The organism is Chryseobacterium sp. MEBOG06, assembly GCF_021869765.1.
Lineage (GTDB): Bacteria > Bacteroidota > Bacteroidia > Flavobacteriales > Weeksellaceae > Chryseobacterium.
The window spans coordinates 4,084,325-4,110,222 of sequence record NZ_CP084580.1; the positions used below are offsets into that span (position 1 = coordinate 4,084,325).

A 25,898-nucleotide genomic window follows, 5' to 3' on the forward strand; every position below is an offset into this window, starting at 1 on the left:
AAAATAAATTTATCTCAATACGTTGAAATCAAAAAATAAATTTGATGGTTTCTTTACGAAATTCAATAATTTCACTTAATAAGTAAAATTCACCGACAAAAATCATACCACAAAAAGTCTTTAAAGAGTGATATTTATTAGTGAAAAGCTTTCATTTTAATTATCGTATTCAAAAAAGTAATCATTAAGCATCTATTGATCAATTCATTTCAATACAGTGATATTATTATCGTGATTTTTTTACTTCTAAAATTTATTCAAAAATATCATTTATTTTTTCATATTCAAAACCTTTACTCATTAAATACTTTATGGTTTTGGTTTTTTTTTGATATTCTTTCAACCCTGTCTGTCTGGAATAATAATCTTCAAAAATTTTTCTGATTGTTTTTTCATAATCTGAGTCATCAATCTCATCAAAACATGAATTCATCAGCCTTTCGGAGATTTGTTTTTGCTTCAGATTCATTTTAATTTTATTTTTCCCCCAATGCTTGATATAAAATTTACCTCTGATGTAGCTTCGGGTAAACCGTTCTTCATTTAAATAATTTTCCTTCAGCAGATACAGGATGATTTCTTCTTTTGCCTCGTTGATAAGCAGAAACTCTCTCATCTTCTGTTCTACTTCTGCATGGCAGCGATCCTGGTAAACACAATAATTGACTACCTTCTGCCTGATTTCTTCAAAAGTAAAAGATTTCTTTTCCATTTGTATAAAAAAAGAATGAGCAGGTGCCCATTCTTTATATAATATGGTAATGTCTGTTAATAATTGAACAGAGCTTTACCTTCCATTAATTCGTTAACATTTTTTCTTACAGATGCGAGAACTTCTTCATTTTTGATATTATCTACCACCTCAGAGATCAGCCCTGCAATAGTATCCATATCATTTTCTTTAAGTCCTCTTGTTGTAATAGCTGCTGTTCCCAATCTGATACCGGATGTAGTGAATGGTGATTTATCATCAAAAGGAACCATATTCTTGTTGCAGGTAATATCAGCAAGCACTAATGCTTTTTCTGTTTCTTTACCATTAACACCTTTATTTCTAAGGTCTACCAACATCAGGTGATTGTCTGTACCTCCGCTTACAATGTCAAAACCTCTGTCGATCATTGCTTTTGATAATGCCTGGGCATTTGCCTTAACCTGTTTTGCATAAGTTTCAAACTGGATGTCCAATGCTTCACCGAAAGCGATTGCCTTACCAGCAATTACATGCTCTAATGGTCCACCCTGAATTCCCGGGAATACAGCTCCGTCTAATACCTGGCTCATCATTTTGATATCACCTTTTGGAGTTTTGTGTCCATATGTATTTTCAAAATCTTTACCCATCATGATCATACCTCCTCTTGGACCTCTCAAAGTCTTGTGGGTAGTGGTAGTCACAACATGGCAATGTTCAAATGGAGAGTTAAGCAATCCTTTTGCAACTAAACCTGCGGGGTGTGCAATATCTGCCCAAAGAGTTGCTCCGATCTCGTCAGCAACTTCTCGGAATTTGGCATAATCAAGATCTCTTGAATAGGCAGAAAAGCCTGCGATTAACATTTTCGGTCTTTCTCTCAAGGCAACTTCTCTCATCTGATCGTAATCTATAAGACCTGTTTCTCTCTCTACTCCGTAAGAAACTACCTGGTATTGAATACCTGAGAAATTTACAGCAGAACCGTGAGTAAGGTGTCCTCCCATAGAAAGGTCCATCCCCATGATTTTATCTCCTGGCTTCAAAACAGCAAGATAAATGGCAGCATTCGCCTGAGAACCGGAATGTGGCTGAACGTTAACATAATCTACTCCGAAAAGTTCTTTTGCTCTGTTGATAGCCAATGTTTCAACCTCATCTACTACTTCACATCCTCCGTAATATCTTTTTCCGGGATATCCTTCAGCATATTTGTTTGTCAGTACACTTCCCATTGCTTTCATCACGTTTTCAGAAACAAAATTTTCTGATGCGATAAGTTCTAATCCATGAGACTGTCTTTGTTTTTCCTTTTCAATCAGGTCGAAAATAATATCCATTTTACTTTTAGTTTTTGAAATTTTCCTCCCCAAATGTACGGAATTTTCGGTGAGATTATAATATGAAAAAATGATTTTTTAACACAATACGGCGGAAAGATAAAAAGTAAATTCAATAATTTATTAACCTTTTTTCACTAAAAAGAATTTTAAAAGGCTTTGTCTGAAAGCTCTTTATTTACAATAGCTCCTGCAAAATTCCCTTGTGCAACAGCATTAGCTACCGACCTCATCATCGTCACATTATCACCACAGGCAAAAACACCTGAAACTGATGTTTTCTGCATAGCATCTGCTTTAATAAACCCCTGCTCCGTAAGTTCACAACCTAAATTCTCCAATGCATTGAAGTTTTGTTCAAAAGGAACTTTAGCATATAGTACTTTCAATGAAACAGAGTTTCCGTTCTTAAAAATTACTTTCTGAATATTGCCATTTTCGTGTTCAATTCTTTCAATTTCATCTTCGTTAAGATTGATCTTATTCTGATTCAGTTTTTCAATCTGCTCACTGGTTAAAGATGCCTTTCCGTTAGTAAACAAGGTAAGATTTTTAGTCATGTTAAAGATCAGCTTTGAAAATTCAAAAGCCATCTCTCCATTGGAAAGAATACCTGTCACTTCATTTTTCACTTCATAACCATGACAGTAAGGACAGTGCAATACAGAGATTCCCCAACATTCGGCAAATCCGGGAATATCAGGAAATAAATCTTTAATTCCGGAGGCAAGGATTATTTTTTTTGAGTACAACTTTTCACCGGACAATGTTTCTACCTCAAAATCTGCTGCTTTTTTCACTGCTTTGATAACTGTTCCGTCATAAAACTGAACAGTATCATATTTTTCAACATCTTTCTTGGCAAGTTCTCCGATTTCTTTTGGTGTTTTCCCATCATGGGTAATAAAATTATGTGAATATGGAGTCTGCCTGTTACAAGGTTTTCCGTCATTAATAATTAAAACATTTCTTAAGGATCTCCCCAGGGCCATGCCTGCAGATAATCCTGCATAGCTGCCTCCTATAATGATGACATCAAAGTTTTTATTTTCCATAGTTTTTTGATAATTGATAATTGATAATTGATAATTGATAATTGATAATTGATAATGCAAAGTTAAAACAAAAATCACTATTGCAACTAAATTGCAATAGTGATTTTCTATTTTGTATTTAAAATTATTTTTATATTATCTGCTTTTAACTTTTATCATTTCATCCTGCAGCCTTTTTCGTATATCTATTTTCCCCCCTTCAAAGCTGAAAATTACAGTTCCTTTTTCTCTTGCATACTTGTTGGTGACAAAACCTGCTACCTTAGAATGTTCAAAAAAAGATCCTGTTTTTTGAAGTTCGTCTTCGGGGCGGTCTTTCACCCTGATAAGGTTTTTATACTTTTTACTTAAATCAAACCAATTGATATAATCTGCATTGAACGAAACTGCTTTTATGCCTTTGGTTGAGTAATAGTTGATTGCTCCAGCCTGTCCGTAATTATCACAAAGTACCAGAGTATTTCCCGTTTTTGATAAGCCAGCATATTCATGATCTACTTTTTGAGCAAGCTCCTTCCAGCCCAGCATATCAGCAAAGTCCTGGGGTAAGGAATGGTCTTTTCCGTCTTCCCAGCGCAAATCTCCAAATTTGGAATACACTTCCGGATGGCTCGCAATAAATTCCGGACTTTTATTGGGAAATGCAACATTATAGATAGGAATAAACAAAATTAACGGATGCAGAAGGCAAACCGGTTTAAGAAAACGCTTCCATCCACTCTTAAGAAGATACCCAAGATAAACAGAGCCAAAACCTATATAAATAGGATAAAGGCCGATTGCATAGTAGTTTTTCGCTTTAAAAAAGACAAATAATCCAATCGTTATAACATATCCCCAGAAGAAAAAACTAAATTTTTCAAATGGCTTGTAAAACAACAGGGCATAAAAACCAAAAAGAATCACAAAAGTTACGCCTATAAAGAAAAGAAGCTGAGATTTGAAAAAATCAAATCTGCTTACATTGACCAATTGAGTTTCAGCAAGCTCCTTCATATGGTGGATAACCGGAAAGCCATTGTTATACTGCCAAAGAAGATTGGGTAAAATAATGATAAAAGCTAACAATGCAGCACCATATAAATGAGGATTGGCAAAAACTTTCCTTTGCTTTGTCATCAAAAGTGCAGGAACGAAACCTAATGCAAGAAATGCAATATTATATTTGCTTAAAATTCCGATCCCAAAAACAAGTCCGCCCCAGTAAAGCCATTTTATTTTTTCTGTATTTACATATTGTATCAGAATATAAAAAAAGAGGGTCCAAAAAAATATATCCAGCGAATTGGGCTGAAACAGCATATTTAGGCGAAGTAACGTTGAAAACAGCAGTCCTGAAGAAGCTAGCACAAGCGCAAAGAGACTACCTTTCAGTGCTTCAATAGTCCTCCAGACGACAACCATTGTTAAGGCTCCGAATAAAGCCGGAAAAAATTTAACCCAAAATTCAGAATTACCCAATACTTTTATCAAAAAGGCAATCCAGGAACTGACAGGCGGAACAGACAAATACCCCCATGCCAAATGATTCGCCTGATCAAGATGTAAATATTCATCCCGTTGCAATTCATATTCCGGATTGATCAACGAATACTGAAGAATAAATTTTGCTACGATAAAAAGAAAAAGTATCAGACGGTCTTTTTTCATATTTACTGGTTTTAATTTAAAGATAAGACAGTTCAAATTTCATTTTCGTTACATATTTACACTTTATTTTATCAATAAAAAAAATCCCAAAGAAAAAATCTTCGGGATTGAACAGTTTAAAATTTATAGGGTCAGTTTATTATTTTGCTTTTGACTTTTCTTTTAATTCTTCTTTGTCTTTATCAGACGGGTTCCATACTTTCACTTCAGAGTCTTTTGTAATATCAGATCCAGGAAGAACCTGAACATTAATACCATCACTTGCTCCAAGTTTCAGATATACTTTTTTAAACTTTCCGTCTTTTTGCTTTACTTCTGCATAAGGAACATCTTTTCCTTGTTTCTTTTCATACTGCACTAAAGACTCGTCCAGCAATAAAGCATTTTTCTGAGAGCTCAAAACAATTTCTCCGTTTGCAGAGAAACCAGCTCTGATATATTCATTATTAGGATTGTATACGTTTCCTTCAACCGGGAATTTAATAGTTCCGGCATTATCTTTTCCTTTTGGAGCGATCATCGTCAGCTTCCCAGGGAAAGTTTTATTTTGTAAAGCACCGATTACAATATTCATGTCCATACCCTGACTTAATTTTCCGGCTTGCGCTTCATCAATTTCTCCTTTAAAAATCAAAGAGTTTAAATCTGCCACTGAACAAATGGTTGTACCCGCATTAAAGTTATTCGCTTCAATCACCTGACTTCCGGCTTTTACAGGAACTTCCAGTACGGTACCCGAAGCTTTGGAACGGATCTCGGTGGTAGCTAATCCCTGCCCTTGAAGTTCAGGAGTTGCTCCTGTCTTAGCGATTTGTAATCTTTTCTGAGCAGTATTCAATTGCTGCTGAGAATTTTTAAGAGTTTGCTGTTGAGAAAACAGTTGCTGCTGAGAATTCAGGAACTCCTGTTTGGAAGCTACTCCCTGTTTGTACAATTTATCTTGCATTTCAAACTGCTTCTGCATATTCCCTACATTCATCTGTGCATTACTGATCTGAATCTGTGCATTTTGAACTTCCTGCTGTGCAGCATTCACTTCAGAGATACTTGGAACAATTTTTACGGTAGCAATCAGTTGCCCCACTTCTACCTTATCTCCTTCTTTTACTAAGATTTTATCTATGATCCCGGCAATATTGGGTTTAATTTCAATTTCTTCTTTGGGAACAATTTTCCCCGTAGCCATTACCTTATCGTCCATATTCTGAACAGTAGGTTTACGGGTAAGAAAAGCCTCTCCTTCTTTAGAGTTTGATTTGACAAGATAGCTAATCCCTGAGAACAATGCCACTGCAAAGAAAAGCCCCAACACTATATAAATGGCTTTTTTCCAAGTGAATTTCTTTTTCATATGTATAGTTTATTTTTTATTTTTATTCGTGAATCTGCTTATTTACAGATTTGCTTTTTACTTCGTTTGCTACTCTATTATTCTGTTCTTAACGCTTCAATAGGTCTGATTTTCACCGCTCTTTGAGCAGGGATCATTCCAATAATCAGTCCCAAAATCACCATTACCGCCATCGCTGCAAATACATTCCCATAGTTGACCGTCGGATTATAAAAAGGGAATGAATCCTGTCCTTGTGTGACCGCATTTAATATCATCAGCACAAAGATTCCGAACATAAAGCCTAATAATCCCGAGGAAAGAGTGATCACAACACTTTCCAGCAAAATCTGATTTCGTACTTCAGCCGGCTTTGCCCCCAATGCTCTTCTGATTCCAATCTCCTTGGTTCTTTCCTTTACGGTAATCAACAGGATATTGGAAATAGCAATTACACCCGCAAGGATCGTCAATGTTCCTACTATAATGGTTAAGAGCTGCATTCCCGTAAGGAAGCCTGTAAGTTTTTTAAATTCTTTCCCCAAATTGAAACTACCGAAGGCATTAGTATCTTCAGGTGAAACTTTGTTCTTTGTTTTCAAAACCTGCTTTACATCTTCTTCTACCGAATTCACATTGGCATTGGGCTTACTTACAATAGCGAACATGTCAATCTGATCTCCCGCATTATACACTTTCGTATAAGTAGAAAGTGGAATAAAAGCGGTCTGGTCATTTTCAAATCCGCCTCCTTTTTTTACGCGGAATACTCCAATTACATTAAAGAATAATCCTTTTATATTGATCGACTGTCCGATTGGGTTTTCTTTCTTCTTGGAATCAAAAAAGTTCTTATAAATTTCTTCGCCGATCACCACTACATTTTTATTTCCGGAAACGTCTGCATCATTGATATAGCGTCCAAAGATCAGTTTCTTTTCTGAAATTTTATTTCCTACAGAATAGTCTCCTGTAAGTGAATACGTTCCGTTTTTACCATTCCTGGACATGGCTTCTCCCGGTGTTCCGGTAAAGCTTCCTCTGGCATTTTGCGGTGATATATAATCTATGGCTGTTACTTTCCTTTTCAGCATTTCCATATCGGATAGTTTCAGGTGAACTTCTCTTCCTTTCGGAAATCCTTCATAGGGAATAGAGGTTTTCTGTGCCCACAGGAAGATTGAGTTGGTTGCAAAACCTGAAAATAGTTTATCAAAACCATTCTCCATCCCTTTGGCTGCTCCAAGAAGGCTTACATACAAAAACATCCCCCATCCTACACCAATCATGGTAAGAAATGTTCGGAGCTTATTATTCCTCAATGAATAATAGATCTCCTGCCAAGTATCTTTTTTAAATATGATATTCACCTTTTTGAATTATATGTTATAAATTATGAATTCTATCAATTTGTTTTATCCGACGATGTTTTTCTTCGCCTTTTGCCTATTCCTTACTCTGTTCTCAGTGCTTCAATAGGTTTGATTCTTGAAGCTCTGTACGCCGGAACAAATCCTGCAATTAATCCTGAGAAAATCAGTGCAATGAATGCCATTAAAATAGCTCCCCATCCCACACTTGGATTTTTAATGAAAAACTCTTCAAGACTATCGCCAATAAGGCTTAATGTCAAAACCCCTACTCCAACTCCTACAAGTCCTGACACCACTGTAATCACGACACTTTCCTGAACAATCAGGCCTACAATTCCACTTGGTTTGGCACCAATAGCTTTTCGTACTCCTATCTCTTTGGTTCTTTCTTTTACGATATACACCATAATGTTACTGATCCCGATAATTCCGGCCAATAAAGTCCCCAATCCAATAAATCCTACAATCGCTGTAAGTACTGCCATAAAAACGAATGTATCATTCATATTCTTAGCATTGTTCCAGACCCGTACCCCATTTTCATCATCCGGAGAAACATTTTTTCTTGATTTTAATCTATCTTTTAATTCATCTCCATATTTGATAGCCTGCTCAGGAGTCAGTTTGTCACTGTAAGAGATATAGGCTATACTTACGGTATCAGAACCTTTTTTCATTTGCTGCAGAGTTGTAATAGGTACTGTAATATGTCTTTCATCCCAATCTCCTCCATCATCAGAAAACACGCCTATAACCTTGAACATTGTTCCGTTGATATCAAGCTCCTTTCCTACAGGACTTCCGTTTTTAATCAAATCCCTCTGCACCATCCTTCCAATTACTGCAACATTTTGCATTCCTGCCAAGTCCCGGGAGGTAATGTATCTGCCATCAATCATCTTTCTGTTTTCAATGATCTGCTCACCTGGTTCCGCTCCGTGTACCTGATAAATTCCGCTTTCTTTTCCGTACTTCACCATTAAGCTGGCATTATATCTGGGACTTGAAGCACCTACATTCTTCTTATCAGTATTAATAAGAAAATCATAGTCCTTGTTATTCAACGTAACAGTACGATCGGACTGCAATCCTTTATAAGCTAATGTAGTTTTCCCTGTGGTAATGGAAATCAGGTTTTTAGCATCTCCTGAAAATCCTTCAGAGAAAGCATTCTGGAGCCCTTTTCCAATTCCAAAAAGTACAATGAAAATAAACAGTCCCAAAGCTACTGTAAACCCCGAAAGAACTGTCCGAAGTACATTACTGCGGATCGAACTGAATATTTCCTGCCAACGATCTAGGTCAAACATAGTTTTTATTTTTTTACTTTGTAAAAAAGTCAATTAGCTGCGCGCTCAATTTTCTTCGAAGTCAATTAACTTTGCTGTCAATGTAGTCTTCACAAGACTTTAATTACGAACCTAATTAATTTTCACATTTCTACTCTTTTTTCAGCATTTTACTTAACAATATAAATGCTGTTTTTATTAAGTTTCCAATTTTTCTTAATTCCTCTATTTAATATAATTACATTCTATAATGATATCAAAACAAGAATCCAACTCAACAACCGAACCTCTGGCAATTTCAAAATACCTTTTCCTTTCCAGTTCAGATTTTCTTGAACATCCTTCAGTAATATTTAATACCACTGAAGTAGAAGCTCTTCGTATCTGGTCAATTATATTAAACTTTTCATGATCAGGAATTTTAGATAAAATCTTCTAACATTCTATTCTTAATTCTCTGGCTGATTGATAAACGTCAAGTTTATAATGGTTCAGATTTAAAAACATTTTTATTTTTTTCATATTCATTTGTGTGTGGTTTATAAATTATTTGTCTTCCTCAATTGTAAAATTCATTTGCGAAGCAAAATTGACCATTCAGTATTCACTTATAACACAATCTGCTTAATAAACTCATCACTTTCAATGATTCCGTCTTTCAGCACTACATTTCTTTTAGTCTGTGCAGCAACATCCGGCTCGTGGGTGACCACAATGATTGTTTTTCCCTCATTATTAATATCCTGAAGAAGCTTCATAATATCATGAGTGGTCTTAGAGTCTAATGCTCCCGTAGGCTCATCTGCCAATACCACTTTCGGATTGGTAATTAATGCCCTTGCGATGGCTACTCTCTGTTTCTGACCTCCCGAAAGTTCACTGGGCAGGTGGTTGGCCCATTGTGCCAGCCCTACTTTCTCCAGATATTCCATTGCTTTCAGATTACGTTCTTTCCTCGGTACATCCTGATAATATAAAGGAAGAGCTACGTTTTCTAAAGCCGTTTTATAATTAATTAAGTTGAAAGACTGAAAAATAAATCCTAAAAACTTACTTCTGTACTCCGCTGCTTTTATTTCGGATAGATGTTCGATAGGAACACCATCCAATTCATAGGTTCCCGAATCTTTCTCATCCAGAATACCAATAATATTAAGAAGCGTAGACTTCCCGGAACCTGAACTTCCCATAATGGAAACAAATTCCCCCTCAGAAATATCCAGATTGATTCCCTTGAGAACATGAAGCTTGCTTTTCCCTGTATCGTATGACTTATGTAAATCCTGAATTACTAACATTAAGTGATGTATGTTTTATACCCAATAAGTAGATGATATTTTCAAATTGTTACAAGAAAGAAAATATATTCAAATATTTTTTTGTTTAACAGGATATCTCTTTATTTATAATACTTTACGTTTTTTTGTTTAATTGTAACTTGGCGTTTACATCCTTTTATCCCCAATAATGCGGTCTAGCCTATTATTCGAGCCAGTTTCATGTAAATGTGGAAAACTTTTACAGCTAAAAGTCAACCTATTAGTATTTACCTCTTTTAAAATCAGTTCTTTTTTTCGAACTTTGTATCTAGTTCTTTACAAGAAATACGAAATCGCAGCCGTGAATAACTTTTATTTACAATACGCAGAAAAACAAAAAGTTAAGTATTTCCTGAACGTTATCCACAGAGATCTAAATTATTTAATTATAAAGATATTTAATATGGGAATTTTTGATAAAAGAGTAAGTTATAAGCCATTTGAATACCCCGAGGTTCTTCAATTTGTAGAGGCAATCAACAAATCGTTCTGGGTACATTCGGAAGTGGATTTTACTGCAGATGTTCAGGATTTTCATTCGCAGTTGGAACCCAATGAGAAGCATGCTGTGAAAAATGCGCTTTTAGCCATTGCACAGATCGAGGTGTCTGTAAAGACATTCTGGGGAAACCTATACAACCACATGCCAAAACCGGAACTGAACGGCTTAGGAGCTACTTTTGCAGAATGTGAATTTCGTCATTCTGAAGCTTATTCCCGTTTATTGGAAGTGCTGGGATATAATGAAGAATTTTCGTCGGTAATAGAAATTCCTGCTGTTAAAAAGAGAATTGACTTCTTGTCAAATGTTCTTAAACACGCTAATTCCACAACACCGAAAGAGTACGTTTCTTCTCTTTTATTATTCAGTATTTTAATTGAAAATGTATCTCTGTTCTCTCAATTTGCAATCATTCTATCCTTCACAAGATTCAAAGGATATATGAAGAATGTTTCCAATATTATTGCCTGGACCTCCATAGATGAGCAAATTCATGCCAATGCAGGAATTTATTTAATCAATAAAATCCGTGAGGAGCAGCCGGATCTGTTAACAGATTCAGATATCGAAGACATCTATACCCTTGTAGATCAATCTATAGAATTGGAAGGTGAGATTCTGGACTGGATCTTTGAACTGGGAGAATTAAATGTTTTCTCCAGAGAAGACCTTCTCAACTTCATGAAGTACCGTGTTGATGACAGTTTAAAGAAAATCAATATGGAAACCCGTTACAATGTTTCTCCAGAGCAGTACCGCCCTATGAAATGGTTTGAAGAGGAGGTTTTTGCCAACTCTATGGACGATTTCTTTGCAAAAAGGCCTGTAGATTACACAAAACACGATAAAAGTATTACAGCTAACGATTTGTTTTAATAAAACGGCGCGAGCGAAGCGAGCGTCAAAACACATCGTATTAGAAAAATGTCATTTACAGTAATGACAGACTATTCAGCAAGCACAAATAGTAAAGATGATCAATGTAATAGTAACCTACACGGTAAAGCCTGAATTTGTTCCTGACAATAAAGTTAATATTCAAAAGTTTTTGAATGATTTTAAAAATCTGGATCAGTCTGCTTTTGAATATAAAGTCTTTGTAAAAGAAGATGGTGTTACCTTTGTACATTATTCAAACTATATCAATGAAGACGTGCAGCATGAAGTTTTGAATGTACCATCTTTTGAAGAATTTCAAAGATTAAGAGATGAAAGTGGGCTGAATGATTCCCACAAAGTAGAAATTTTACAATCACTAATATAAGTATAAAACAAAATTCCGGAGTGACAACCTCACTCCGGAATTCGAAAATATAGCATCTATGGAAGAACAAAATTCAAATATATGGTGGCTCAATGAAGAGTCTGAGCAGATGTTGAACAGAGGATATCTGCTGAAAGGAGAAACAGTAGACGGAGCTATCGACAGAATCACCACTGCTGCGGCAAAAAAATTATATAAACCGGAATTACAGGCTGCTTTCAAGGAAATGATTACCAAAGGGTGGATCAGTTTCTCTTCACCGGTATGGGCCAATATGGGAACACAGAGAGGTCTTCCTATCTCATGTTTCAACGTACATATCCCAGACAGCATTGAAGGAATTACTCACAAAATGGGTGAAGTAATTATGCAGACAAAAATAGGAGGCGGAACTTCAGGATATTTTGGAGAACTTCGTAACAGAGGTACTGCAGTTACAGATAACGGGAAATCTTCAGGCGCTGTTTCTTTCATGAAATTGTTTGATACGGCAATGGACGTGGTTTCTCAGGGAGGAGTAAGAAGAGGAGCTTTTGCTGCTTATCTTGACATTGACCACGGAGATATTGAAGAGTTTTTATCTATCAAAGATATCGGAAGCCCTATCCAAAACCTATTCACAGGAATCTGCGTGCCGGATTACTGGATGCAGGACATGATTGACGGTGATATGGATAAGCGTAAGATCTGGGCAAGAGTTTTAGAAAGCCGCCAGCAAAAAGGTCTTCCTTATATTTTCTTTACTGATAATGTAAACAGAAACAAACCTCAGGTTTACAAAGACCTTGGAATGACTGTTAATGCAAGTAATCTTTGTTCCGAAATCATGCTTCCTTCCACAAGAGAAGAATCTTTCATCTGCTGTTTATCATCAATGAACCTTGAATTGTATGATGAATGGAAAGATACAGATGCTGTAAAACTTGCTGTCTATTTCTTAGATGCTGTATTATCAGAATTTATTGAAAAAACAGAAGGAAATTACTATTTACAGGGAGCAAGAAACTTCGCTATGCGTCACAGAGCGCTTGGATTGGGAGTTTTAGGATACCATTCTTATTTACAGAAAAACATGATTCCGTTTGAAAGTTTTGAGGCGACTCAATTCAATGCAAGAGCTTTCAAACATATCAAAGAACAGGCTGAGCAGGCTTCAAGAGAGCTTGCCAACATCTATGGAGAGCCGGAATTATTAAAGGGATATGGTTTGAGAAATACGACAACCATGGCCATCGCTCCTACCACATCAAGTTCTGCTATTTTAGGACAAACGTCTCCGGGAATAGAGCCTTTTGCATCCAATTATTATAAAGCAGGTTTAGCAAAAGGAAACTTTATGCGTAAGAACAAATACCTTGCTAAATTATTAGAAGAAAAAGGATTAGATAATGAGGAAACATGGAGAACGATTATGCTAAACCATGGTTCTGTACAGCATTTAACTGAATTAACTGAAGAAGAAAAAGCGGTATTCAAAACCTTCAAAGAAATCTCTCCTATGGAAATTATTTCCCAGGCAGCACAGAGACAGCAATATATCGACCAGGCGCAGTCACTGAATCTTCAGATTCCTTCTACAATGCCTGTGAAAGATGTTAACTATCTTTACATTGAAGCCTGGAAAAAAGGTGTAAAAACACTTTACTATCAAAGAAGTTCTTCTGTTTCAAAAGAAATGATGGTTAATTTTGTAACCTGTTCAGCTTGCGAAGCATAAATTTCAAATAATAAATACCTCATAAAAAAGCACGCCGGATGGCGTGCTTTTTTATGGGGATGAAATCTCATAAATGACTTGTAAAAGATTCAAATTAAAAAAACAGACCCGGAAAGAAAATCCGGGTCCATTGAAAAAGTTGTATAAAGTAAAATAAAAGACTGATCATTAGAAGTTGTATCGGACTCCCAGCTGTGCCTGGAATCTGGATGCAAACTGATCAATCGTGTAAGGTAAACCAGGTGTTTTAAAATTATAAGTAGGATCTCCTGCAGCCGGCTGCCCCGAAGCCACATTCCCCACTTTTGTAAGTCCTACACTTGCTGTAGAGTTGAAGGTATTAGGTACAAAATATACCTTACCCCAATCTTTATTCAACAAGTTGGTAAAGTTGATAATGCTTAATGAGATCTGGATGCTGTTCTTAGACTTTTCGCTCAGTCTGATTTCATCCATTATCTTAATATCAGCCTGTATATTCCAAGGGGTAACATCTCCGTTTCTTTCTGTGAATTTTCCTCTTCTGGATTTCAGGTAATCATTATTGTTCACAAAGCTTTCATAATCTGCAATCTGCTGTTGGGCAGTCACTAAGACATTACCAGATCCGTCTTTTATAGGAACTATGTATTTCGCGGCTTCAGCTGCATCTTTGAATATATAGGCAAGTCCTGCTGCCTGCCCTGTATTGGCAATTGTACTGTTAATGAATCCCCATGAAAAAGGATTTCCTGACTGTGCATTAAAATAGACATTGGCAGATAGTCTGTTAAGCTTAGAAACATTAAAACCGTATCCAAGATTTGCTACTATTCTGTTTTTAATGGCAAAATTGGAAGTGGTAAGCTTAGGGTCATTAGGAGTCAGAGACTGGTTCATCTGCCAGTTGCTTTCCATAGAATTTCTGATACCATTGGTAATATCCTTCGCATCACCATAGGTATACGCCACAAAGAAATTGAATCCGAAATTATACGATTTTGAAAGCTGCGCTGTCAGGTTGTAACGGTACCCTTCTTTAGTATTGGATAAAAGATAGGCATTAGAAAAGTTACTGTTGATATTGGTCGTATAAATCGGCATCTCATGATTCACATCATAGCTGTAATAGGTTACATTGTCTGTTTTATTCACCTGCTGGAATTTCAGGTCATAAAGCACCTTTGTATAGATTCCTTCCAATGTAAGTTTATATCCGGACTTTGTATAATCAAATGCTAACGAACTTCTCCAGACTCTTGGCATTTTAAAATTATTATCAATAAGGTCTACCTGAACTTTTGATGAATTCTGCCATTTCGGGAAATTGGAACTCATCAGCGGATCTCCATTCGCAGCCAGCTGAGCTGTCGTCGGAGCATTGTAATCATAGCTTCCAAAGCCAACTCCATCATTATAATAAGCATATCCTAACCATGCAAAAGGAATTCTTCCCACAAAGATCCCGGAGCCTCCTCTCAATACCATAGAACGGTCTTCAGTAATGTCATATGTAAATCCTAGTCTTGGAGAGAATGTAGGTTTATTCAGATAATTGTTCGTAAGCTGGCTCAGCGGAGTATACGTATAGGTATTCCCATAATTAGGATCCTGCGGAGAACTGTTCACAAGCGGGCTCAGTTGTGGTTTATTGGGCAGATCGGTATAGTCTACTCTTACTCCCGGAGACAACCTCACTCTTCCCCAATTGATTTCATCCTGAAAATACAGAGACAGAAGATTTACTTTATACTGTGCATACGGATTGTCAAAAAGGGCTTCCCTCCCTTCTCCGTTAAACGGATAGGTCCCTCTTATTCTGGAAGGATTGCCATTATAGAAATCATTTAAACTTTTATAAGAGATTCTTCCGTTCAAAGCATTGACAAAACCGTAATCGATATTGTACAACTCATTGTGGGTTCCTAAAAGGAATGTATGGTTTCCTGTTTTATAGGTTAGATTGTCTGTGATCTCAAAAGTTTTCTGTTTCATATTGAAAACAGTAGCTTCCCTGTCATTCCCAAGAAGAATCGTTCCTCCGTTATAGGCTATTTCTACCTGTGGAAACATAGCATTACCGGAAGTAGGATCTCTGTAATCGTGAATAGAAGAGTATCCCAATACCAGATTGTTATTCCACCTGTCATTAAAGCGGCTTTTAAGCTCCAGAGTGGTAGTGGACGCCGTATTTTTCTGAACGAAATCCATACTGGCAAACCTGAAATTGGCACCATCCCTTTCCAGATTTGAAGCCTGTGAAAACACGGTGTTGTTTTTGATGGACAGCGAGTGTTTGTCATTGATTTTCCAGTCCAATTTATTGAAGAGCTTGGCGCTTTCGGAGAAGTTATTGTATCCGTCGAAGCTTCCTGTATTGAAGCCGTATTTATTCCGTACAAAATCAGAAATCTGCCCGGCTACCGCATCATTCACCAGAGCATTCGGATCGTTGGCATTATAAAATACGGGATCTCTTCTCTTGGTGTATTCCAGATTCGAAAATAGAAATACTTTATCTTTTACCACAGGCAGCCCTATTCTCCCTCCGTAAATAACATCTTCAAAAGCTTTCGGCATTTTTGAGTTGTCTCCTATTCTGTTGTTTCCGGTAATAGCGGCATTCCTTCCATAGGCATAGATAGATCCCGTGACATCATTACTTCCGCTTCGGGTTACGGCATTGATACTCCCTCCAAGGAAATTTCCAAGCTTAACATCATAAGGGGCAATATAGACCTGCACATCCTGAATAGCATCCAGACTGATGGAATTGGAACGCGTGCTGCTTCCCGGCATTCCTGATGTTCCGGTCTGTCCTCCCAGAGACGGACTGAAACCGATCGCATCATTATTGATGGATCCGTCAATAGTAACGTTATTATATCTGAAGTTCGTTCCGTTAAAAGAATTATTGGCACTTTGTGGAACCAGTTTGGTGACATCCTGTATACCTCTGTTGATATTGGGCAGCCCTGAGATCTGTGCCTGGCTAATACCCACACCATATTTCACACTGGTCTTTTTGGAAGTAATCTTTACCTCATCAATGGTTTTTTCATTTCCTGTCACGTCCACCACGGGCAGATCGTTGTTTCCGAGTGACAGCTGAATTCCGGGATTGGAATAGATAACCCGTGATCCGTCTGATATTTCTATAGAATACGGTCCTCCAGGCTGAAGATTGTCTAAACTGAACTGTCCTTTTGTGTTGCTTTTTGTTTCAAAAGTACTGTTGGTAGGAATGTGCACTACCTTCACCGTAACTTCGGAAGAAGTTCCTTTTAGCCGTCCAAAAATTTTTGAACTGGTTTCCTGTGAAAATGCAAAGCCAAACGATAATAAAGCAAAGGCACAGATTATTTTATTCTTCATGATTTTTTTTATTGTTACAATTCTGATGCAAAATTAGACGTCATCCACATCAAGTATGGTAACATAGAATTAACATTATATAACAGAATGTTTAACATTTCCTTAAAAAAAACTTAATCAACATATCATAAATGAGTGAATACCTGAACCATTTTTCCTGATTTGACAAGGATAAAAATGAATAATTTCAGTATTATCCCAGTCATCTTTTACATCCTTTCAACAAATGACTTCTTTAAAAACAGGATAGCCATTGGTAAATAAATACTGCAGTACTTATCCATTTGGACCTAAAAAAACCGCAGGAAATCCTGCGGTTCATTGTAATCATTTTTATTTTTTTTGATAAAGTCACATTTGACCAGAAAATAAGTCCTAATAATTCCTGATCGGTAAACCGGGATTAATCATACTCGGAACAAAGCTTTTCACCATGATACTTTCTTCCACCACACAATAATCCGGTGATCCCGGAGCTGAATACTCTACCTTGATATGATAGGTTCCATATCCGAAACTTCTCATATCTAAAGTAGATCCTGTGGCAATGGTTCCCGTGTGTGCAGGATCATTGATTTTTGACCATTTGTAGGTCGTGTAAGGATTTCCGTAGAACCCTGCTGAGCTCAGTGTATAAGAATCAGGATCGTTATTTTTAAATTTTGCATGGCTCCAATCCTGGCCGGCAAATCCTGAAAAAGCGCTTGGATCATAGGGATCAAATGTCATATTGAAGTTATTTTCCACATTGGTAGATTTACTTCCAAAATTGAGAGTTTCCCCTGAGGCATTGATATCTTTTACATTTGCAAAATCAAAACCAGTAGAACCTCCCATTACATTAAGATTAGCTTTTGTCCCGGGTACAGAGCTTTTCAGAAACAAGATGAAACAAGAATTCCCGCTGGCATATAACTTATCCGTTACCGTCTGTGTATTACCAGCATCTAGAATATACGTTTTTCCTGCCGTTAAGATCAATTCTTTGATCTGGTTGTCTTTAATAAAACTTCCATTTCCTTTAAATTCTACACGATTATAATATACTTTGGCGGTGGCCTGGCTGTAAGCATAACCTAAACTTCCATCCGTTCCCTCAAAACTTACGTTGTAATACGTCTGGCCCGGAAAAGGCAGGAGCCTGGAAGAAGAAAATAAAAAGTGAATATGAGAAGTCCCTGAGTTCAATGTTAATAAAGAAGATGAGGCAGAAAAAGACTGAAATGACAGATAAAAATCTGAACTTCCCATATTGAGGGTTCTCGGCTGGGTTCCGGAATCTCCGATATATCGTCCCAAACTCACCTGATGGTTATTTGTGTTCCAGGTTCCTGCAAGATGATACAGCACGTCTGACCCGGAAAAATCATCGAGTAAACTGATGGTATTTTCTTCCTCAAAATAAATCTGGGACCCTGTTGAGACCCCATTACTTCTCAGGGTTTTAGGAGTGTTCGTATTACGATAATACACAGAACCTATTTCCAGTCTCATCCCGGACTGCCATTCGGACGAACCGTAAATATTAAGTTCTGTACCAGATCCTGATAAAACAGGAGCTGCTGTATTTCCTGAAAATACGATATTATGGCAATATGATCCTGAAGACAGAATAATTAATTTAGCAGATTCTGTAAAACCGGAATTAGCATCAAAAAAGACATTATCCGTAGGACCCGGTACACAAGATCCCCCTGTGCCCCCGCTGGTCTGAGCCCAATGCATGGTATCATTCCAATTGCCTCCACCACCTACCCAATATAAATTCTGAGCAGCCGATACCGGAAATGTCCAGCCTGTATTATTTCCATTATCCATAGATCCCACAGCTGTAAATACAGCTCCGCCAGATGCCTGAATATCCCTTAGCAATGCCCTTGAAACATCTATTGATACTCCTGACAATGCCACGATTTTCGCCTGTGTACCATTGATTGATGAATTGATGGTGACCCAATCTCCACATCCCTGAGAATGAGCACGGAATAATGAAGTCACCGTCTGTGTGGAAGAAGAAGCTAACGTGTATGTTTTTCCTTCTGTAAAAATAAGTTCTCTGATCTGGTTGTCACCTTTAATTTCTCCATTGTACTTAAACTCTACGCGGTTATAATAAACTTTAGACCTCTGATTGTAGCCAAATCTTGCAGGTACTGTTCCGCTATATTCAAAATTTACATTATAATAAACCTGGCCTGCATAAGGCTTCAGCATAGAAACCTGTCCCAGAAAATGAATAACGGAGGTTCCGGAATTCAAAGTTAACAGTGGAGAATCTGCTGAGAAATCCCCTTCTTTAATATAAAAGTCTGAACTTCCCATGCTAAGTGTTCTGGGCTTTGATCCCTCATCTCCTTTATAGCTTTCCAGGGTTACTTTATATCCGTTTGTATTCCATACTCCTGCCTGATGATACAGGGTACTGGAAACCGAAAAGTCATCGAGTAAACTGATGGTATTTTCTTCCTCAAAGTAGACTTCTGTCCCTACTGAAACTCCATTACTTTTGATCGTCCTGATCTTGTTATTATTACGGTAATAGATGTAGCGGATATCTACTTTCATTCCTGCCTGCCATTCAGAAGAACCAAAAATATTAAGTTCAGTTTCCGGTCCGTATAAAGTAGGAGCTACCACACTTCCGGAAACTTTAATATGGTGACAGTACGATGCAGAGGTCAGGGTAACGATTTTAGAGGTTGTTGTAAAACCAGAGTTGGCATCAAAAAAGACATTATCAGAAGGACCTGGTACACAGTATCCTCCTGTACCTCCACTGGTCTGGGCCCAGTGCGTTTTATCATTCCAGTTTCCACTGCCTCCAACCCAGTACAGATCCTGACCAGCAGTAGCAGGAAAAGTCCAGCCGGTATTATTCCCATTATCATTGGAACCTGCAGCTGCAAATACGGCCCCTCCCGAAGTCTGAATATCTTTTATAATAGCCCTTGAAACATCAATAGAAACACCGGATGCCGCGATCAGTTTTGCCTGTATTCCAGGTATTGAAGAGTTGATGGTAATCCAGCCTCCACAATTCGGAGAGTGGGCAGCCAATGATGAAGTGATAGTCTGAGTATATCCGTTTTGTAGACTGTATATTTTTCCTTCTGTAAAAATAAGTTCTTTAATCTCGTTATTTTTAAGCAGTTTTCCATTTCCCTTAAACTCCACACGGTTAAAATAGACCTTACCCACAGTTTGGTTATAATGATCATATCCCAAGATTCCATCAGGTCCTTCAAAACTTATATTATAATAGGTTTGCCCCGCAAAGGGGAACAACGTAGAAGAATATCCTGAAAAATGGATGTGAGAGGTACCTGAATTCAACGTTAAAAATGATTTATTGGCAGAAAATGAATCTCTGATATAAAATTCTGAACTTCCCATATTGATCGTTCTAGGTTTTGTTCCATCATTTCCAACATACTTTCCCAAGCTCACCTTATGATCATTGGTATTCAATATTCCTGCGTTATGGACAAGAGTTTCAGAAGTAGAAAAATCATCCAGAAAACTTATAGAAGTTTCCTCTTCAAATAAGATATTGGAAACTCTCATGATGGCTCCATTGCTTTTAATCGTTTTAGGGGTATTGGTATTCCTGTAATAAAAAGAAGATACATTCACTATCATCCCGAGCTGCCACTCAGAAGAACCATAAATATTAAGTCCTTTTTGGTAATCACTATTTACATTGGGTGCAACCGTACTTCCGGAAAAAGTGATATTGCGACAGTTGGCTATCACATTCACGGAAACCGTTTTATTGGCTGCTGTAAATCCTGAATTGGCATCAAAGAAAACATCATCCATGGGTCCTGGTACTACGGAAGGGATGGAGGTTCCTCCGGATGTGGTTCTCCAGTGGCCGATATCACTCCAGTTTCCACTTCCGCCTACCCAATAATAGTTGGCCGCAAATCCTTTTACCGAAAACAAAAAGAATATTATGAAGAGGAATATATATTTGAATTTGTGTTTTTGTATTGTCATCATTTCTAATTTTTGGATAAAAGCTTAGGCTTCGATAATCCTATTCAATTAATTATGGATTAAATGTCTTTTTTCCTCCGGTTTTTATTTGACCAGAAAAACAACATTCATATACGTGGGTTTACTGGTATCTGCGGTACTTAAGACGTCATAGGTCAGTTTTCCGGCAGCATCTATTCTTACATTGCTGAAGATGGTATCGTCAAACCAGGTTACATAATATTCCATTTCATCCACGGCATAGACCGGAATACTGCCAGGTGATCCTGTACTGCTTGCCATAGGGGTGGCAAATTGTCCCGTATAATTAGCATACAGATCAACAGATCCTGAAGCCACGGAAGTATCAATAGGCAGGGAAGGAGAATAGAAAAACCTCGGGGCATTGATCAGGACAGGTTCCCATTTGTCGGTGGCATCTTTCCAGTACCAATAGCCTATTCCTGTAATATCTTTGGTGGCTGCTGTAGAAGCAGAGGTACTGTATACCAGTGTTCCGGATTTTAATCCTGTGATATCCATCGCTTCAATATCGTTTCCGGACAGCTGTGGAAATGCGATCCCTGCTTTACCTCCGGAAACATATCCTGACTGCAGCGTTACATCTAAAGTGGCCTGTGGATTGGGTGTATTAACTCCAACCTGCGCAAGGCTAAATCCTGAGATCAGTAGTACAAGAGAAATAATTGTTTTTTTCATTAGTTTAGAATTTTAACGGAATAAACAAAATCAATATCATCAATTATGTGTTTATTTTTCAGATAATGATTGACTCGTTTTAAGGGACCGCAAAACTAATTTGAAATAGTGAACTATCCAAGAGAAAGGCTGTCATTATTCGCGAATAATGACAGCCTCTAATACAATTTAAAACACTGACAAACAATTCAATAAACCAAATAAAATCAATTTTAAACTAAAATCAAAAAAGAACATAAATCCCTAATATTTTTTGTTTTTTTTACTAATTTTCTTAAAAAACTTCAAAATTTTTTTTTAGTTGATTCACTATGAGCTTCCGCTTTTCAGAAATCTGCCATGGCTGAAATTTTTGGTTTTTGCTGTTCTCTACTTTTTCTTTTCCATGAATATGAAATCAGAAAAATGGTGATGAATTTGAATTTGAAGATCACCCAATTTCATCTTACTTATGGTATGAATTTTAAAAAGTCACTGTAAATTTTAGAAATATTCTCATGGTGGTCTTTTTTGTAAGCCAGCATCAGTTTATTAAGAAACTCCGGACAATCCATATCAACCAGCAACTCTGCCAGTCTTCTGTACACTTTTTCGTCTTTTCTGATCAGGTATCTGTTCAGCAATCTATCCAATGCCTCTTTTATGAGTTCTCTGCTAACCAAAAAATGGGATGAATACCTTATCAATACAGATCTTGCTATATCCCTGTTCTCCCTATTCCCATCGACGGCAATATCTATAATATCCGGAACGATCCTGATGAGCTCAGTGTCCTCCAGCCCTACTTCATCATTTTTTAAAAACCGAAGGGCGGTGGCCTGTTCGGATAATGTTCCTAAGGCCAACAGGATGATGACCATGAAATCATCCCCCCTGCTGATATTGTATCTGCTGACCAAAAGAGATTCTTCAGCTTCTCTTAGGGCATACCATTCATCACTTAATATGTTCGGTGTATTCATATTTTTTTTCTTTTGTTGTTTAGGGCATGGATTGTTAGTCATGAGCCATCTTATATTTACCTTTATCTGTAACTGCCTGCGAAACTAACCCACCTCCAACAAACTCACAATACAATAGCTGTCACTATTCGGGAATAATGACAGCCTTTTCTACAGAATCATGGTTCATAAAAGCACGAAGAATCATCAAAAAATGCCATGAACATCGCTCCAGGCCATTCTGAAGCCCCTCGAGGTAGAAGGACTTCGGAGGGGGTAACGGGATTTTTCAGCAGGAGTAAGGGCATAAAAAAAGCTGGTCCCCCGGAAGGAAGCAGCTGTATGTTCTATTATAGCCTGTTGTACAGATCTATTTTCTGAGAATCCTCTTTGTTTTCTTAAATATAGAGAAAATTCTTTGTATAGGAACACTTAGAAAAACACCAATTTAAAAATATTCCATCATTCTAAGTCTAATAAAATTCAACCGTACATTGTACCAGCAAATAAGTTCGGCTATCTGAAAGAATAATTTCATCTTTTACAATTTTTCCAGTTAGCAAGCCTAGCTGTTTCGCCCCCTGCTCGATCTGCTTTCTCCACCCCTCCCTATCGCCGTGATAGGACAGCGCATGTAAAAGTTCTCCGGACGGAAGCCAAAGCCTGCAATTTTCTGTGAAGGCGCCTCCTTCTTTGGGAATGGGCGGATCTATCTGCTCCGTCAGCCTTTCAAATAAACCTTTCTCTTGCAGCAAATCATTTTTACTCAGGAAGCCATCATTTCCATCATCTGAAACATATCGAAACTCTTTCCACTCAAAAGGAGTCATGCCAGGAATTTTTCTTTTGTTACTATTCATCATCAATTATTTTAAAACCTGAACCAGATCTTTCTAATTCGGTATATTTTAATAATCGTGGTTATGTAGTTTTTCTCGAGCACTTGTCATCTGCACCATAGGGTTCGTAAGTATCTTTGATCAAGTTTTTTTTTGCTTAGTGGCAAATCTAGCCCGCCAAAAAAAAACTCACAATAAAAAGGCTGTCACTATTCGGAATGTAGACACCTGTTTTCTATCTGTGGCAAAAAAGAGAAATATGATGATGAATAAATTTAAGTTAGGAAACAGAAAACCTCTTAAAAATAGTATTGATTAAATCAATCTAAATCCATTGATTTTATTTAAAACATCACCAAAATTGAATGTTTTTATTAAAAATATAATTCAAATTAAATTTAAAAGCATCATACTGCATAGACTTTGATATAAAGCACAAACTGTTATTACAGGCATAATAAAAAAGATTCCCATGAAAAATCAATATTATATACACCCCTGTATAAAATGTTCATTTTCGCAACAATGAAAATCAACAATCTTAATATATCACTATATTAAGATATATATATACTCAAAAAATCCAGACCTGCCTGCCCGTTAAATTTGCTTATTACAAAAAATAGGAGGAAGAAAGCCAGCAGACCGAAACCTTCTACAAGCAGTATTGATTTAAACAACTCAATCCGCTTGTTTAATTAAAATATTTCACCAAATACAGATATTTAGTTAACAATTTAATTTTAATCGATTTTATAGGCATTTTACTATATGAGCTATTGATATAAAGCATAAACTATTATCGTATGCATAACAGAAAAGCCATACATTGAGAAAGCAATATTTTATACATGCAGTATAAAGTATTCATTTTACTAACAAAAACATTTATTATGCACAAAATCTTATTTCGTTTTGGGGTAGACTTTTCAGGAAAAGTTTACGCCCGCCGCTTCAATGGTACGGATTATAAAGAGAAGGATTTAGCCAATGCTTCCCCTATTCCCGGAAATGCTCCCGTTATAGCTCCCGGGAAAAATTTTTCGCCCGTCAAGCCTTTGCGTTTCGGAATTCTCGCTGCCAGCCTGTCGGTCCTGTCGGTAAGTGTTGGATGCAGAAGCCGGGATACCGTGACTGTCAACACGCTTGACCCGGCACTGATGGCCACTGCCAAGGGTGAAGTGGTCTACTGTCCACTCCCCCTGCTGGCCTCTGTAATCGAACAGATGGATCAGCCTCTGATTGATGCGTTCAATGCACAAAACAATGGCGTCCACATTACTGTCAAACCTTTTTCCTACACGGGAGATATGGATGATGCCTACGACAAAAGCCTGGATGCCAAAGATTGTTCCTGTGATATTATTACTCCTTTTTATGCCATCTATAAATTATCCGGAAAAGAACAGATTCTTGATTTTTCCCCTTATGTAGCAACCAGAAACGGTGAATTTTTCAGTTCTATTATTAATTCTGTTTCTCTGAATAAAAAGGTACTGGCTATCCCGATCAGAGCAGATGCCATGATGTTCTATTACCGTCCTGCTATTTTTGAAAACACGGGTCAATTTTCAACATGGCAGAATCTTTATACTAACGCTGCTTCTCATTCAAATTTTGTTTATAATGCAGGAGGTGTGGGGCTAACGGCCAATGTGATCAGTCTTCTGTATCAGGCTGGAGGAGAACTCATCAGTGCGGATGGGAAAACCTCAAAATTCCAGTCTCCTCAGGCTCATGCGGTCCTCAATTTCCTGGTAAGTGGTGTTCAGAGCCAGGTGATTCCTTCTCAGGCTCTGACGTTTACAAACAACGTCGGTGCTTCCCGTTTTTTTGCTAAAACCCCATCAATAGGCGGACTTACCGATTGGTCGGCCTCCAAATTCCGTATCGATACAGAAGTCCCTTCCACTCAGAACAGCTACAAGATTGTCCCATTACCTGCATGGGCTGGAAGAGAAGGTCAGGATCCAACAGGTTTGATCGGTTCTAATTTTCTGTCGATCAATGCTTATTCGAAAAATCCCAATGCTGCCTTAAAGGTAATCGACTACCTTAGCAGTGCTGCTGCAGCACGCCATCGGGCACTGTCAGCCGGAACCGGACCCGCCATCAAAAGTGTGTACGATGATCCGGCAGTTCGTACAAAAATCCCTTATCTCGATATTCTATACAACTCGCTGCTTCATGGCAGAGCCAGGCCTAACACTTCTGCTTATACAGAAATAGATACGGTTATTTCAACATATGCAGCACAGGCCCTGGCAGGGACTCTTACCGTAGATCAGGCTGTTGACCAAATTGATAAAGGGATCACCAAGGCAATTCAAAAATATAATCATTAACCTGAATTCGGGTGAAGAAAATTAATAGTATGCAAGCGAAAGCAGGAGATTAGAAACTATTGTTATCGTTGTCTGGGCTTAAAATCCTGACAACGATATTTAATAAAAAGCCTCTCCCTATCCGCGAATGATAACAGCTTCCATACAAATCAGGATTACCTATAATTTTTATCAAAAGTATCCTCAAA

Annotated in this window: 18 protein-coding genes; 4 read left to right on the forward strand and 14 right to left on the reverse strand. The window is 37.5% G+C overall.

The window, feature by feature from the left end; genetic code table 11:
- Positions 1-253: 253 nt before the first annotated feature.
- The 9 genes from LF887_RS18665 to LF887_RS18705 all read right to left on the reverse strand — a co-directional run bounded on the left by LF887_RS18665 (position 254) and on the right by LF887_RS18705 (position 10,029).
- Positions 254-712, reverse strand: a complete 459-nt coding sequence (locus LF887_RS18665; RefSeq protein WP_236855755.1) for a regulatory protein RecX — start codon at positions 710-712, stop codon at positions 254-256.
- Positions 713-768: 56 nt separating this feature from the next.
- A complete protein-coding gene (gene glyA / locus LF887_RS18670) occupies positions 769-2,034 on the reverse strand; it encodes a serine hydroxymethyltransferase (protein WP_236855756.1) in 1,266 nt (421 codons plus the stop codon).
- A gap of 149 nt (positions 2,035-2,183) precedes the next feature.
- Positions 2,184-3,089: an NAD(P)/FAD-dependent oxidoreductase gene (locus tag LF887_RS18675; RefSeq protein ID WP_236855757.1), complete on the reverse strand. Its 906-nt coding sequence runs from the start codon at positions 3,087-3,089 to the stop codon at positions 2,184-2,186.
- A gap of 135 nt (positions 3,090-3,224) precedes the next feature.
- Positions 3,225-4,739, reverse strand: coding sequence for a glycosyltransferase family 39 protein (locus LF887_RS18680; RefSeq protein WP_236855758.1), 1,515 nt, complete (start codon positions 4,737-4,739; stop codon positions 3,225-3,227).
- 139 nt (positions 4,740-4,878) lie between these two features.
- Entirely contained in the window at positions 4,879-6,090 is a 1,212-nt protein-coding gene (locus tag LF887_RS18685) for an efflux RND transporter periplasmic adaptor subunit (RefSeq protein WP_236855759.1), read from the reverse strand.
- Positions 6,091-6,167: 77 nt separating this feature from the next.
- A complete protein-coding gene (locus tag LF887_RS18690) occupies positions 6,168-7,439 on the reverse strand; it encodes an ABC transporter permease (RefSeq protein ID WP_109738417.1) in 1,272 nt (423 codons plus the stop codon).
- A gap of 83 nt (positions 7,440-7,522) precedes the next feature.
- The gene (locus LF887_RS18695) at positions 7,523-8,752 is read right to left on the reverse strand and encodes an ABC transporter permease (RefSeq protein WP_236855760.1); all 1,230 of its coding nucleotides are present in this window, start codon (positions 8,750-8,752) and stop codon (positions 7,523-7,525) included.
- Between the two features lie 204 nt (positions 8,753-8,956).
- Positions 8,957-9,163, reverse strand: coding sequence for a four helix bundle protein (locus LF887_RS18700; RefSeq protein ID WP_317207818.1), 207 nt, complete (start codon positions 9,161-9,163; stop codon positions 8,957-8,959).
- Between the two features lie 176 nt (positions 9,164-9,339).
- Positions 9,340-10,029, reverse strand: coding sequence for an ABC transporter ATP-binding protein (locus LF887_RS18705; RefSeq protein WP_236855761.1), 690 nt, complete (start codon positions 10,027-10,029; stop codon positions 9,340-9,342).
- 424 nt (positions 10,030-10,453) lie between these two features.
- Here LF887_RS18705 and LF887_RS18710 point away from each other — a divergent pair, with 424 nt between their 5' ends.
- The 3 genes from LF887_RS18710 to LF887_RS18720 all read left to right on the forward strand — a co-directional run bounded on the left by LF887_RS18710 (position 10,454) and on the right by LF887_RS18720 (position 13,533).
- Positions 10,454-11,428, forward strand: a complete 975-nt coding sequence (locus LF887_RS18710) for a ribonucleotide-diphosphate reductase subunit beta (RefSeq protein WP_236855762.1) — start codon at positions 10,454-10,456, stop codon at positions 11,426-11,428.
- A gap of 97 nt (positions 11,429-11,525) precedes the next feature.
- Positions 11,526-11,816, forward strand: a complete 291-nt coding sequence (locus tag LF887_RS18715; protein WP_236855763.1) for a hypothetical protein — start codon at positions 11,526-11,528, stop codon at positions 11,814-11,816.
- A gap of 49 nt (positions 11,817-11,865) precedes the next feature.
- On the forward strand, positions 11,866-13,533 hold the full coding sequence (locus LF887_RS18720) for a ribonucleoside-diphosphate reductase subunit alpha (RefSeq protein WP_262912559.1): 1,668 nt from the start codon (positions 11,866-11,868) through the stop codon (positions 13,531-13,533).
- Between the two features lie 168 nt (positions 13,534-13,701).
- Here the strand turns inward: LF887_RS18720 and LF887_RS18725 are convergent, their stop codons facing one another.
- From LF887_RS18725 to LF887_RS18745, 5 genes are all read right to left on the reverse strand, one after another.
- A complete protein-coding gene (locus LF887_RS18725; RefSeq protein WP_236855765.1) occupies positions 13,702-16,887 on the reverse strand; it encodes a TonB-dependent receptor in 3,186 nt (1,061 codons plus the stop codon).
- 375 nt (positions 16,888-17,262) lie between these two features.
- A complete protein-coding gene (locus LF887_RS18730) occupies positions 17,263-20,889 on the reverse strand; it encodes a hypothetical protein (protein WP_236855766.1) in 3,627 nt (1,208 codons plus the stop codon).
- Between the two features lie 81 nt (positions 20,890-20,970).
- Positions 20,971-21,585 (reverse strand): hypothetical protein, encoded by a 615-nt coding sequence (locus LF887_RS18735; protein WP_236855767.1) that lies wholly within the window; start codon positions 21,583-21,585, stop codon positions 20,971-20,973.
- A gap of 449 nt (positions 21,586-22,034) precedes the next feature.
- Complete coding sequence (locus LF887_RS18740; RefSeq protein ID WP_236855768.1) at positions 22,035-22,547, reverse strand: hypothetical protein; 513 nt, start codon at positions 22,545-22,547, stop codon at positions 22,035-22,037.
- Between the two features lie 452 nt (positions 22,548-22,999).
- On the reverse strand, positions 23,000-23,389 hold the full coding sequence (locus LF887_RS18745) for a hypothetical protein (protein ID WP_236855769.1): 390 nt from the start codon (positions 23,387-23,389) through the stop codon (positions 23,000-23,002).
- An 869-nt stretch (positions 23,390-24,258) separates the two neighbouring features.
- On the opposite strand from LF887_RS18745, the gene LF887_RS18750 reads away from it, so the two are divergent.
- Positions 24,259-25,710 carry an extracellular solute-binding protein gene (locus tag LF887_RS18750; RefSeq protein ID WP_236855770.1) on the forward strand — a complete coding sequence of 484 codons (1,452 nt, stop codon included), beginning with the start codon at positions 24,259-24,261 and terminating at the stop codon, positions 25,708-25,710.
- Positions 25,711-25,898 lie beyond the last annotated feature (188 nt).